The following is a 13,688-nucleotide window of genomic DNA, read 5'->3' as shown; positions in this document are numbered from 1 at the left end:
CTCCTACTTCGCCACGTATACGCGTATATCGCGCTTGCGCAATTCTTCCTGAAGCGGCCCCTCGAGTGGGGCGTCGGTAATGCAGGCATGAACGGAAGCAACCGGAGCGATGGAAAATAGCGATACCCGGCCCACCTTCGACCGGTCGAAGACGACGAACGTCCGCTCGGACCGCTTAATCAATATTTTGGCGATTTGCGCCTCCGATTCGGAATGAGTCGTCAGCCCCTGACCGAGCGCGAACCCGTCGATGCCGAGAAACATTTTGCCGATATTGAGGCTCTCCACCACTTTCTCGGTCAGCGGTCCGCACAGCTCGTAGCTTTTGTGACGCAGTATCCCTCCCGCCACGACAAGCTGGATGCCGTCGCTGTCGGCCAGCTCCATCGCGATGTTGAGCGCGTTCGTTACGACCGTGATGCCGCTTCGCGCCTTCAGCTGCTTGGCGATCAAGTAAGTCGTCGTGCCGCCCGACAATCCGATGATGTCGCCTTCCTCGACAAGCGTCGCCGCCGTAAAGGCGATCCTTTCCTTCTCCACCCAAGATAGCGTCGTCTTCTCTTCGAACGAAACTTCCTTGGCCGTATGGAAAGCGTCGTAGATCGCCCCGCCGATCGTCCGGATGACGGAATCGGTCTGCTCCAGCATGTCCAAGTCCCGTCTCGCGGTCGCTTCCGAGCAATGCAGCGTGTCTACGATGTCCTGCACCGACACGCGGCCTTTCTGCTTCAGCATGCCGAGAATCGCCTGACGGCGCTGATCGCCTTTGGTTAGAGACTGCTCCTGCATAAAAAGCTCACTCCATGGTCAACATTAAACTGCTAATAAATACTGAGGCTGTTGAAAAAGTCTGCAAATAGAGGAAGCGCTGGAGGCAAGAGGTGGGGGAATGCGCTCCACTTCCGTTAAAATCGTGTTGTCTTTTTGGTATTTAAGCGGGTACAACACGATTTTAAAGTCAGCCGCTTCGCTTTACGCACATCTCCCCCACCTCTTTTTGTATTTCAAGTCTCTCTTTTTGACTTTCTCAACAGCCTGAAATACTGCCCTCAAATTTTAACAACTTGCGTCAGGTTGCGCGGATGATCGGGATCGACGTTCTTTTTCAGCGCCGTATAGAAGCCGAGATATTGCAGCACCGGCAAGTAGAGCACGCCGCGCGCTTCGTCGCTGATGTCCGCTCCGCCTACTTCGAATACCGCATCCGCGAAAGCGGTATCGTCGCCCTTCGCCGCCGTCACGACCAGAACCGTCGCGCCGTACGCCTTCATTTCCTCCGCGACTTTCAACTCGTACGAGCGGGCCGTTTCCGACAGCAGCAAGCATACGAGCGTGCCCGGCTCCACGATCGACTTAGGCCCGTGACGGAACTCCAGCGTTCCGAAGCTTTCCGTCCACACGTAAGACATTTCCTTGATTTTCAGACATGCTTCCTGCGACAGCCCGTAGTAAGAGCCCATGCCCAAATATATGAATTTGTTCAGCTCGTTCTGTTGGACGAACGATTTCGCGAACGGATCGGCAGCCTGCACGACAGCCGCGTCGGCTGCAACGACTTTGCGGGCTTCCTCGAGCAATTGCGGCTTGCCCGAAGCGATCGCCGAAGCCGCCTGCATCATGAAGGTCATGCTGCTTAACGATTTCGTCATGACCGTGCTTTTTTCCTTCCCGAGCGGAGAAATGAGGCATTCGGTCATTTGCGCCATCTTGCTGTCCTCATAGCACGTAATGCCGCAAGTCGTCCATCCCGGTACGCCTTTGACCGATTCGAGCGCCAAAATGACTTCGGTCGATTCTCCCGAGCGGGATACTCCCACGAGCAAATATTTGCGTCCCGGCACCGCCGCGGCGTCGCGGAACAAGAAAATTTCCGAGGACGGCTGAGCGCTGGCCGGACGGCCCACCCATTTCTTATACGTAGCGGCCATCGTTTGGGCTTGATAATAAGAAGACCCCGAGCCGATAAAGATCACTTCGTCGAATGCGGAATTGCCGATAAACTTGGCGACCCATTCCTTCTGCGTGTCCAGCTGCGCGAGCGCGGCCGCCAATGCTTCCGCCTGTGCGGATATTTCCGGGTATGTCAGTTGGCCGAATGCGTTTGCCATCTTAATTCCTCTCCTCTGCATATTGTTCGCAATGTCCCCGCCGGCTCAGAGCGATTAAAGCCGGAGGACGTGTCTGCTTCCAGTATAAACATAAATTTTGATCGTTTCAATCATTATTTATGATTTTTTCAATCATTTCGTTCACAGCGATGCTCCTTGCAATTTGGGACATGATTTTCACATCGCAATCTTGTCCAAAATTTGAAAATGTACATGCAAAGTGAGAAACCGATGTGGTATAATATCTGGGGAGTTTTTTTTGAAACACTGTTTTAAGAGGTGCAACACTGAAAGCGGTTCATAATAGTTCTTTATTCAGGAGGAGCGTAATTATGGAGAAGCAAGCGGACATCGTCAAAGCGACTGCGACGGATGCGAACCTGAAAAGCTACGAAGAAGCCCGCAGCTCGTTCAGCTGGACCGAAGTGGAGAAGGAATTTTCCTGGTATACGACGGGCAAGGTGAATATGGCTTACGAGGCGATCGACCGTCATGTCGAGGCCGGTTTGCAAGACAAGGTAGCTCTTTATTACAGCGACGCCACACGTGACGAAGCGGTAACTTATGGGCAAATGAAAACGAATTCGGACAAATTCGGCAACGTGCTCCGCAAGCTGGGCGTGCAAAAAGGAGACCGCGTCTTCATCTTCATGCCGCGTTCGCCGGAATTGTACTTCTCCCTGCTCGGCTCGATCAAGATCGGCGCCATCGTCGGCCCTCTGTTCGAAGCGTTCATGGAGCAAGCGGTCCGCGACCGTCTGGAAGACAGCCAAGCCGTAGCGATCGTGACTACGCCTGCGCTGCTACCTCGCGTACCTGTGGCGGATTTGCCTCATCTGAAGCATGTCATCCTCGTTACCGACGAATTCGAAGCTGCAGAGGGCCGTGTCGATTTCAAAAGCGAAATGGCGCAAGCGTCCGATGAACTCGCTATCGAATGGGTAGACCGCGAAGACGGGCTCATTTTGCACTATACGTCCGGTTCGACGGGCAAGCCGAAGGGCGTTGTTCACGTTCACAATGCCATGATCCAGCATTATTACACAGGCAAAATCGTACTCGACCTGAAGCAAAGCGACGTCTATTGGTGTACCGCCGACCCGGGTTGGGTTACCGGTACGAGCTACGGTATATTCGCGCCGTTCCTGAACGCGGCTACCAACGTGATCCGCGGCGGACGGTTCAGCCCGCAAGACTGGTACAACACGATCCAGCGCTACAAAGTTACCGTATGGTACAGCGCTCCGACGGCATTCCGGATGCTGATGGGCGCCGGCGACGACACGGTCAATCAATTCGATCTGTCCAGCCTGCGTCACGTTCTCAGCGTCGGTGAACCGCTTAACCCGGAAGTCGTCCGTTGGGGATTGAAAGTATACAACCAGCGTATTCACGACACATGGTGGATGACGGAAACGGGCGGCCAGCTGATCTGCAACTATCCGAGCATGGACATCCGTCCGGGCTCGATGGGCAAGCCGATTCCGGGTACGGACGCCGCGATCGTCGACGACAACGGCAATGTGCTGCCGCCGAACCGGATGGGCAACCTGGCAATCAAGACGCCATGGCCGTCGATGATGCGCAAAATTTGGAACAACCCTGCCAAATACGAGGAGTATTTCCGCCTGAAGGGCTGGTACGTATCCGGCGACTCCGCTTACATGGATGAAGACGGCTACTTCTGGTTCCAAGGCCGCGTAGACGACGTTATCAACACGTCGGGCGAGCGCGTCGGACCTTTCGAGGTGGAGAGCAAGCTGGTCGAACATCCGGCGGTCGCGGAAGCGGGCGTCATCGGCAAGCCGGACCCGCTGCGCGGGGAAATCATCAAGGCGTTCATCTCGCTTCGCGCCGGCTTCGAACCGAGCGAAGAGCTGAAAGCCGACATCGCCAAGTTCGTCAAGATCGGTTTGTCCGCGCACGCATCTCCGCGCGAAATCGAATTCAAGGACAAGCTGCCTAAGACCCGCAGCGGCAAGATCATGCGCCGCGTGCTGAAGGCATGGGAGCTTGGCCTGCCGACTGGCGACCTGTCGACGATCGAAGACTGATTTCATACAGAAGCGCCCTTTGGAGACGTGAATGCGGCTCCGAGGGGCGCTTTTTTCTGCGGCATCAGAACGATAGCGGAAATTTTCGCCGCTATTTCGTTCGCTTTGACATACTGCCGGGAGTTAGAGGAAATTTTCGCACTTATTTCGGTGTTTTGGTCGATCATGGCCGGCAGACAGAGGCTAAACGCAATAATAGGTACATTTTTTTCCTCTATTTACTCGGAAGTCGATAAAATCGGCTCAATAAGATCATTTTTTGCCGCTATTTTTCCTTGGCGCTTAGACCGCATCGAGATTCCGGCTATCCGCAAAGTAGTTCGTCAATCCCCATTTCATGCCGGCGGACGCAACCTTATAAGCCCCTATTTCGTTAAATATGCATCAAGCTGTTGCGAATGGGGGATTTTTACATGGATAGGGGAAAACGAAGAAGCTTCCGGATGTTTGCGCAAGCAGTGAAATCGGCCGGGCTGGCCGCCATATGCCTGGGAACGATCCTATCGGTTGCCGGATGCGGCGCCGCAACGCTGCCTTCGTCGAAAGCCCACGCTTACTCGGCAGCGGATATCGACGCTCGGCTCGTGAGCGCCTACAATGATTTCGGCTTCGACTTGTACCGGACGACGGCCGCAGGACAGCAAGCCGGCAAGAACGCGTTCATGTCTCCGGCGAGCGTAGCGATTGCGCTGTCCATGACGATGAACGGAGCGGCCGGACCGACCCGGGACGGGATGGCTCAAACTCTCGGGCTGCAGGGGCTGACTCCGGATGAAACGAACAAAGCCGCACACATTTTGCAAAACGTGCTCCGAACGGCCGATCCTTCCGTGCAGCTGTCCATCGCCAATTCGATATGGGCCCGCAAAGAGCTGAAATTCAATCCGGACTTCCTCGCCACGAATAAGAACTATTACGGCGCAGTGACCGAGTCGCTTGATTTCGCCGGCAGCAAAGCCGCAGCCACCATCAACAAATGGGTCAAGAAAGAAACGAAAGGCCGCATCGACAGCATCGTCGACAATAAAATCGACCCTCAAACGATCATGTTCCTGTTAAACGCCGTATATTTCAAAGGCGATTGGACTGTGCCGTTCGAGAAAAGCGCCACGCGGGACAGACCCTTCACCTTATCGAACGGAACGAAAGCGAGCCGCTCGATGATGGACCGCAGAGGTACGTTCGACTATGCCGACATGGACGGCTATGCCGCCGTCAGGCTCCCTTACGGGAACGGCAATACCGGAACGATCGTGCTGCTGCCGGATGAAGGTATGAAGCTGCCGGCATTGACGGACCGGTTGATCGGCTCCGAGTGGCTGAACTTGACCGGTGCGCTCCAGAACCGGCAGGGCGAAGTCATCTTACCCCGCTTCAAGCTGGAATACGAGTCGATATTGAACGAGCCGTTGAAAGCTCTCGGAATGTCTGCCGCATTTGACCGCGATAAAGCCGACTTCAGCGGGCTGCTCGTCCCGCCTCCGAACGCTTATATCGGTGAAGTAAAACATAAGTCGTTCGTTCAAGTGGACGAGAAAGGAACGGAGGCGGCCGCGGTTACGAAAGTAGAATCAAAAGCTACATCCGCACCCGCTTCCTCCGGTTTCATGATGGAGATGAATCGCCCCTTCCTGTTCGTCATTCACGAGCGGCAGACCGGGACGGTGCTGTTCATCGGATCGGTGTACGACCCCGGACTGTAGGCGGCTCGGAAAGGACTAATCTTTAGTGGCAGGGTCTCTGGAGCCGGCACTATAAGGTTCATTTGCACCTTATTACCGCCGAAATCCGTGATTTGCCTAACGATAGTGTTCATATGTACCTTGTTTGCCCAATATCCACACTATTCGCGCCTGTAATCGGCAAACAGGCGACCATAAGGTTCATTTGTACCTTACCGCCGCTAATATCTCCCGTTCGCTCCCGGATAGCGCTCATTTGCACCTTATCCGGCCGAACCGAAAAAAAGACGCCTACGGCATGCCGCCAGGCGTCTTGGTTTATTTGAGTCCGGCCATCAGCTTCTTCAGTGAAGGTCGACAAATGTATTTCCTGCGGGTGCGCTTAGCACAGCCCCCGTCTTCAACAAGTTTGATACGCTAGCGTCCGAGTAGCATTCGGAGAACAGCGCATTCGTACCGATCTGGACGTTCCAGATGAACGTGCGGCTCGCCGTCGCCGTGTCGGTGGCATTGTAAAAGATACAGCCGCGGAATAAGGAAGCCGGCTTGACCAAGCCGTTCTCCTCGATGCGGATGGCGTAGTCGGATACGGCGATGTCTTTCTCGAAGCGGCAGTTTACGAATTCGGTCAAAATGTCCCGGTTCTCGGCATTACGGACGATCCCGATCTGCTGCGCCCCGGTCATGACGGCTTTCACCGAGTCGAAACGGATGCGTCCTTTCGTGGTCAACTCCATCCCCCCGAATACCGAACAGCGGGTAACATGCACATCGCCGGCGGCGGCCGTTTGTCCGATCGATTGGACGTTTCCGGTAAAGCGGCAGTTGTCGAAGCTCGCTTCTTGGAAATCTTTCAATACGACGACCTGAAGCAAGCAATTCCGGATCGCGAGCGCCGGCGTTCCTTGGAGCACTTTCACAATAAGAGCCGCTTCGGCGTCAACGCAAGAGCATTCGTCCACGGACAACTGCAGCTTCGCGTTGTTGGACAGGACGATATCGCCGGAGGTTGCCGTTTTCGACGCCAGAAGCGCAGGATCAGCCGCAGAGTGATCATATAGACAATGGCTGATCCGAATCGTAGCCTTCTTATCGCTGCCCGCGCATAAAACTCCGGTCGCATTTTGTCCTACTGCGGTTACGTCCACCCTGAAGTAACAGTGATCGACAGTGACCGTATCGTTCGCATGGTAAGCGTTGATCGCCATTCCGATACGCGATCCGAATACGAAGCAGTCGGTGCACGTCACGGAGAATCGGTCCGCCTTGCTATCGCTTGCGATGATACCGTACAGACCGTTACCGATCGCGACGCACGAATCCAGCACGTACGGTGCCGTCGATGTTTTGTACGGTCTGTTCACGCCGGGAGCGACCGTAAATCCGCAATGGGTATTATTCTCGGCTACGCATTGGGAGTAGGTGACGTTTTCCGAGTTTTCCGACCAGAAGCCCGCATTGAATTCCCCGCCGCCGTACAGCCTGGATTGGTCATGCCCGTAGCTGGCATGGCATTGGGAGAAGGACACGTTCCAGCTTCCCTGCTCGCAGACAAAGCCGATTCTCGTGTAATCTTCCGCCGTGCAGCGGTCGAACCGGATATGATCGCTTGTTACCGTATATACCGCGTCGCCGAAATTGCCCCGCGCTCGCTTCATCGAGCAGTTTTCCACGATGACCCGGCTGCATTTCTCGATCCGAAGCGGCGACATGAGACTGTTGCGGAACGTGCAGCCGACGATCCGGATATCGGTCGAGTTGTAAAGGTTGCAAGCAAGCCCGCCGGTGAACGAATTGTAGTTCGAGCTGTTCCACGCGGGCGGATCGGCGCTGACCCCTCCGTCAAACGTCATCCCTTCCAAGGAGAGACCGGTTCTGCCCACCATTCTTACAAAATTGTATTTGTTGCCGGTCGGCGACACATTTTCCACGACAGCATTGCCGTGCGCGAACCAAGAAGCCGTGATGAGCAAGCCATAGGCTTTGTACGTGCCTTCGGGAAAATAGAGCCGTTTGGACGACGCGGCCGCGACGGTATCGGCCAGCTGGATCGCGGAGCTGTCGTCCGTCGTTCCGTCCCCTTTCGCTCCAAACCACCGCACGCTATAGAAATCGGTTTCTATGATGCGCTTAAACCTCGCTCCTCCGACGTTTACGAGCAGCGTGCCCGTGTTATCGGGAGACGTCGAATCAAGCGGATCGTATATAAAGTGGCCTTCATGCCCCGGATCGGTCAAATAGTATACGAAATCCGTATGGAGCGAAGCGGCGGCTCGCAGCTCCGCCAGAGTAATCGGAACGACATAGGATAATTCCGTCCATTCTTTCGGCTTGATTTTGTCCGGCGCTCCCCCGTAAACGGATTGCTGCACCGAGCTTCCGGAATTCGCTTGGCCGTATACGGCCCCGGACAACGTTCCCGGCAGCACGAGTCCCGCCGCGGCGGCCGCCCCTGCCAAACCGATTGACGCCAAAGCTTGCCTACGGTTGAGCCCCGCTCGTTCCGGCTCTGTCTTCCCGTGCTCCGACTCTCCGCTATCCCGATTCATACTTCCCGCCTCCCTCGTAATAGGCCGCATTCGCCTCGGATCTTCGTACATGGCCCGGCTTAATAGATCATTTCGCCCCGGTGCGCGCCTTCACTTCGGCAATACCTTTCTCCGCTTCCTCGATCGCAGCGCGGAACGCCGTGTTGATGTCGATGTCGCCCTTCGCCATGAGACCGATTTGTTTCGTGTACGATTTCTCGACCGTAACGTCATAGATCGTTTTGGCCGATATCGGGGCGAATTTGTTGTAGAAGGCGGCGTTAAAGTTTTTGCCCTTGAACTTCGTATCCTGACCGAACACTTTAATGATCGCTTCGTCCTTCAGAACCGGCATCGTACCCTTCTTGGACAGGTCGGTCTGATATTCCGTCGATGTCAAGAACTTCATGACCTCGATCGCAGCATCTTTATTGCCGGCCATGGACGTAATGCTGAAGTAAGTCGGATACGCCTGCGAGCCTACGCCCGGCAGCTCCTTGAACGTCGGCAGCGAAACCATATCCCAGTTCAGCGGGGTAATTTCCTCAGCTACGGTAAAAGGCATTGCGGACAGGAAGACGAACATGCCGAGCGTCTGGTCCTTCAAGAGCGCATCCCGGTAAGGAAGGGCGTTTTTCAGCTCCGTAATGCGGTCCTTGTAGCCTTGGTCCTGCGCCGGGTCGATCATCGTCGTTTGGTACACCTTTCTCCACTTCTCGTTGTCGAGAATCGGCTTGTTCGTCTTCGTGTCGACGTACGGCAGCGAGAACTGGTTCATCCGGAGCATATGCGTAGGCGATACGGACAAACCGAGGTATTGTTTGTCACCGTCTTTGCGGTTCAGCTTCTTGGCCAGCTCCAGCGTTTCGTCCCAGGTCATGCCGTCCTTCGGATACGCTACTCCAAATTTATCGAACACCGCCTTGTTGTAGAACAGGATCAGGTTCGTGTTGTAGACGGGCAAGCCGTACATTTTGCCACCGGATATTTCTCTCATCGCATCGATCAGCGTCGGCTCGAACTTGGTCAGGTCGATGCCGGACTTCTTGATCAAATCGGACATGTCGTACTGCATCTGATACCCGAACAAGCCGTCCGAGAAGTTGCCGATCGAGTCGTAATAAATATCGATCTTCGTTCCGGAGGCGATCAGCTCCGGCAAGGTCGTGCCTTTCTCGCTGCGGATATATTTGATCGTATAGTTCGGGAACTGCTTGCGGATCGCGTTGCCGTACCGGTCGTTGAAGCTGTCCTGGGACTCTCCGCCCATCGTGAAAAATGTCAGCTCCGCGGGCTCCGTAGCCGCGTTCTTTTTCGGCTCCTTCGGCGCCTCTCCGGCTTTCTCGGTCGTGGAAGCATCGCCTTTGCCGCACGCGCTAGCCATCATGGCCAATACTAGGGCAAGGCTCAACGTAACTGTAAGCTTTCGTTTTTGCAAAACAACCCCTCCTGATCTGTTAAGAAAATGGAATCCGGACTCGTTCGACATTTTGCTATTACGCTTTCGTGCATGCATGAACAGTAACCGTTTTCATTATTCACTGCAAAATCGGACGATCATTCGCGGCAGCCCGACTATATTCGGCCGGTCGCTTCGTTCCTCACCTCCATAACGGCTCGCGGTTGTCGCACCGCTCGTAGAAATCGATTTCTTTCTAGTGATAAAAAGAATCCGATTTCTCATGCTATAAACAGCGACATAACGGACTTTGTTTTCAACTATGGGATCATTATATTATACGTATTCTTAACTTGTAAACAAAAAAATTCCACGGAGCTTCCGCCGCCCTGAGAACAGCGGAAGCCCCATGGAATTACCCGGTAATCGCTTTTACGGATTGTCGCACTACGAGCTCCGGCTCGATCAATACATTCGCGCTTCGGGATACGGTCTGTCCCTCGGACTGCTCGGCCGCCGTCTTGTCGGCCGCATCGCCCGCCAATATGTCGATGGCGCACGAGGCCAGGCGGGCGATACTCGGACCGACGACGGTCAGCGGCACGTCCAGCAGCTCCTGCATTTCGGGCACATCATCATACACGATCAGCGACAGATCGTCCGGGATGCTTATTTTATAAGTTCGAAACCATTTGAGCATTTGGAATAGAGCGCCCTGACTGTCCAAAATGAGCGCCGTAGGACGCTCCTTCGCAGGCCGGGCCAGCAGCGCCTCCACCGCCTGATGGGGAAAAATGCGCCCTTCGCGCTGAAGGACATAATCCGGGTGGTGCTCCATCTGGAACTCGACCATACCTTGCATAAATCCGCTCATCTTGTCGGACGCGTTTCCGATGAACGTGATTTTGCGGTGTCCGAGCTCCGCCAAATGCTGTACCGCTTTGTATATGCCTCGCTTCCGGTCCATGTCGATCCGGTGAGCTCCTTCCAGGGTCGCTCCGCCCATCAGCAGCAATTCCCCTTGGAACGCTTCCATTTCCTTCATGAACGGCATGTCGGGAACCCAGTTCGACGACTCCCAGAACAGAATGCGGTCGACAAAATGCTCGTTGAACGTATGCACGGCCACGGCCGGATTGGCCACGGATATTAGAAACGTAAGCCCTCGGGCCGATACTTCCCTTTGAATCGCGTGACAGAGATGATAATAAAACAACCCTTCGGTTCTCGGCCAGATGAGTCCGATACAGTTGGATTGACGCGTGACCAGCCGTTTCGCGGCCAAATTCGGAACGTAGTTCAGCTCTTTGGCTATTTTCAGAATACGTATTCTCGTCTCTTCGCTTACGCCCGGCTCGTTGTTCAGCGCTTTGGAAACGGTAGGTTGGGTGACGCCGGCGAGCTTGGCAATATCTTTGACGGTAATTCTCATCGGTACGGCCTCTTTTCGGGATAATGACGACTACGTATACTATAATGCATTTCGGTCACTTATGCACCCATTGCGACGCCCCCGATCGTCATCGCAAAAAAAGACCGCCCTCAAGGCAAGGGCGGCTGCTGAAAAAGTCTAAGCGAGAGTTGGAATACCAAAAGAGGTGGGGGAGATGTGCGTAAAGCGAAGCGGCTGACTTTAAAATCGTGTTGTAACCTCTGAAAATTCCAAAAACAACACGATTTTAACGGAAGTGGAGCGCATTCCCCGACCTCTTGCCTTCAGCGCTTCCCTTCTTGCAGACTTTTTCAGCAGCCTCCAAGGCAAGAGGGCGGCCTATCTTAAAACTAAATCATTCCGGCCGGCAGCTCGAACCGCGAGTAGCCGTCCAGCTTGAACGGTTTCGTGGACGTCGCCCAAGGCAGGCCGTACTCGGAATAAAGCTTGCCTTGCTCGGCTGCGTCCTTCATAACGTCCGACAATCCGGGCAGCAGACGGACCGTCGTGTTCTCTTCCGCCTGCTCCACCACGTACTCCATCGGGATCGGGCGAACGGCGCCCGAAGATTCGTATGCCCCGTTCGAGGCGAGCACGAAGCTGCGGCACGCTTCGATCGGCGAATAGAGCGGCTCGCCGCCTCCGGAGATCGCCTGCATCAGGTTCAAATACATGTTTCGCACCAGGTTTTCGTTCCCGAAAGATTTGCTGTGCTCCCCGTCACGGCCGGCGATCGTCAGCTTGTTCTGATAGTTCCAGCGCGCTTCCCCTTCGGTCCCCTTGACGGAAATGAAAGGCACCTCGCTGTCATGATGGGCCAGCATCGCGTAAAAATGAACTTGTACACCGGTTGCCGTGCCGATCCTTAGAACGGATACGTCGTCGCCTTCGATGTCGTTCACATGATAAAGCTCGGCTTGCACGGAGTTTGGCTCCGCCCGATAGGCATCGCCACTTCCCGCTGCGATCAGACAATTGTTCAGCAAGTGGGCGAGCGGGTTGTTGAACGTCCCGTCCAGCACGTACTGGCCGTCGCATAGAAGCTTGCCGGCCCAGCGCGTTCTCTCATAGTACGATCGCAGACGCTTCCACATGCCGACCCCGGTCACGTGCGTCACTTGTCCGATCGCGCCCGACTCAAGCTGACCCAGCATCTCCCGGAACGCCCGGCCCGACGTGTTCTGGAAATTCACTTGGCACAGCTTGCCGGTAGCCCTCTGTGCGGCGATCATCTCGTCCAAATCCTGGATCGTCACGGCCGGCGGCTTCTCGACGATCACATGGAACCCTAGCTGCATGACGCGCACGCACATCGGCTTATGGGCCGCAATCGGGGTGGCGATCGCGACGAAATCGATTTCTGGATGCTCGCTCAGCATCTGCTCATAATCCGAGTAGTGCGCGGCACCAAACGACGTGAGCTTGGCGTACTCCTCGGCATAGGCTTCCGCTCTTACGTCCGCGAAAGCGACAATTTGCAGCAGACCTTCCTTGGCCAGCTCTGTCATGACCCTGACGTGTTGTGCGCCAAATCCCCCGATACCAATTATCGCAGATCGAATCATATTCACTAGCGGTCTCCTCCGCACCGAATAGGCTATTGCCCGGATAGCTGGGCTGTCCGGGCAAACATTCATTCTTTTTCACTAACAGTTGGGACTTTACACATGCTCCAAGTAACGCTCTTTGATCAAGGCCAGCGCCTCGTCCCCTTGCATATCCCATACTTGCCGGTTGAATATTTCCACTTCGATGGCGCCGGCATATCCGGCCGCTTCCACTGCATGACGCATCCGCCGCAGTTCGATGACGCCGTCTCCCATCATGCCGCGGCCCATGAGCAGATCCGGTACCGGTACGATCCAATCCGAGACGTGGAAGCCGAGAATGCGGCCTTTCGCCCGTTCGATTTGCGCGTACAGCTCCGGGTCCCACCATACGTGGAAGGCGTCGATGACGACTCCGACATGATCGGCGTCGAACTTCTCGGCAAGCGTATTCGCTTGCGCCAGCGTATTGATCACCGACCGCTCCGCGGCATACATCGGATGGAGCGGCTCGATGCCGAGCTTGACTCCGTGCGAGCGGGCGAACGGCGCGAGCTCGGCGATCGCCTCCTCGACCGTCTTGCGGGCGAAATCGATGTCGCGGTCCGGCGCCGGGCCGCAGACGAGCACAAGCACGTCGGTGCCGAGCTCGGCCGCTTCCTCGACGGCGCGGCGGTTGTCGTCGAGACGCATCTTGCGCTCTTCCGCCGTCGCAGCCGGAAAATATCCGCCGCGGCACAGGCTGGATACGCGCAGCCCGGCGTCGCGCACGAGCCGCTTGCTCTCGGCGAGACCCGCCTCGGCGACTTTATGCCGCCATAGGGCGATCCAAGGCACTTCGGCGCGGACGGTCACATCGACCGCTTCCCGCATATTCAGCCGGTCCGTCGTAATCTGGTTCAGGCTGAGTCTATCTATGGAAAGTAGAGGCTCCACAA

General features: G+C 55.5%; 9 protein-coding genes. 2 read left to right on the top strand and 7 right to left on the bottom strand.

Going from position 1 to position 13,688, the window contains the following annotated elements:
• Nucleotides 1-3: 3 nt before the first annotated feature.
• Together FE783_RS31380 and FE783_RS31375 are read right to left on the bottom strand one after the other, a co-directional pair.
• A complete protein-coding gene (locus FE783_RS31380) occupies nucleotides 4-789 on the bottom strand; it encodes a DeoR/GlpR family DNA-binding transcription regulator (protein ID WP_138883350.1) in 786 nt (261 codons plus the stop codon).
• Nucleotides 790-1,049: 260 nt separating this feature from the next.
• Entirely contained in the window at nucleotides 1,050-2,108 is a 1,059-nt protein-coding gene (locus FE783_RS31375; RefSeq protein ID WP_138883349.1) for an SIS domain-containing protein, read from the bottom strand.
• A 332-nt stretch (nucleotides 2,109-2,440) separates the two neighbouring features.
• On the opposite strand from FE783_RS31375, the gene acsA reads away from it, so the two are divergent.
• Complete coding sequence (acsA, locus tag FE783_RS31370; RefSeq protein ID WP_138883348.1) at nucleotides 2,441-4,162, top strand: acetate--CoA ligase; 1,722 nt, start codon at nucleotides 2,441-2,443, stop codon at nucleotides 4,160-4,162.
• Nucleotides 4,163-4,575: 413 nt separating this feature from the next.
• Complete coding sequence (locus FE783_RS31365; protein WP_158302148.1) at nucleotides 4,576-5,865, top strand: serpin family protein; 1,290 nt, start codon at nucleotides 4,576-4,578, stop codon at nucleotides 5,863-5,865.
• Nucleotides 5,866-6,188: 323 nt separating this feature from the next.
• On the opposite strand, the gene FE783_RS31360 is transcribed toward FE783_RS31365, so the two are convergent.
• The 5 genes from FE783_RS31360 to FE783_RS31340 all read right to left on the bottom strand — a co-directional run bounded on the left by FE783_RS31360 (nucleotide 6,189) and on the right by FE783_RS31340 (nucleotide 13,686).
• Nucleotides 6,189-8,393, bottom strand: a complete 2,205-nt coding sequence (locus FE783_RS31360; RefSeq protein WP_158302147.1) for a right-handed parallel beta-helix repeat-containing protein — start codon at nucleotides 8,391-8,393, stop codon at nucleotides 6,189-6,191.
• 67 nt (nucleotides 8,394-8,460) lie between these two features.
• On the bottom strand, nucleotides 8,461-9,810 hold the full coding sequence (locus FE783_RS31355; RefSeq protein ID WP_158302146.1) for an ABC transporter substrate-binding protein: 1,350 nt from the start codon (nucleotides 9,808-9,810) through the stop codon (nucleotides 8,461-8,463).
• Nucleotides 9,811-10,186: 376 nt separating this feature from the next.
• Nucleotides 10,187-11,203, bottom strand: a complete 1,017-nt coding sequence (locus FE783_RS31350; protein ID WP_138883344.1) for a LacI family DNA-binding transcriptional regulator — start codon at nucleotides 11,201-11,203, stop codon at nucleotides 10,187-10,189.
• Nucleotides 11,204-11,553: 350 nt separating this feature from the next.
• The gene (locus FE783_RS31345) at nucleotides 11,554-12,768 is read right to left on the bottom strand and encodes a Gfo/Idh/MocA family protein (RefSeq protein ID WP_238403330.1); all 1,215 of its coding nucleotides are present in this window, start codon (nucleotides 12,766-12,768) and stop codon (nucleotides 11,554-11,556) included.
• A gap of 96 nt (nucleotides 12,769-12,864) precedes the next feature.
• Nucleotides 12,865-13,686, bottom strand: a complete 822-nt coding sequence (locus FE783_RS31340) for a sugar phosphate isomerase/epimerase family protein (protein WP_138883342.1) — start codon at nucleotides 13,684-13,686, stop codon at nucleotides 12,865-12,867.
• Nucleotides 13,687-13,688 lie beyond the last annotated feature (2 nt).

The organism is Paenibacillus mesophilus, assembly GCF_005938385.1.
Lineage (GTDB): Bacteria > Bacillota > Bacilli > Paenibacillales > NBRC-103111 > Paenibacillus_AB > Paenibacillus_AB mesophilus.
This window is presented reverse-complemented; position numbering and strand designations above follow the sequence as displayed.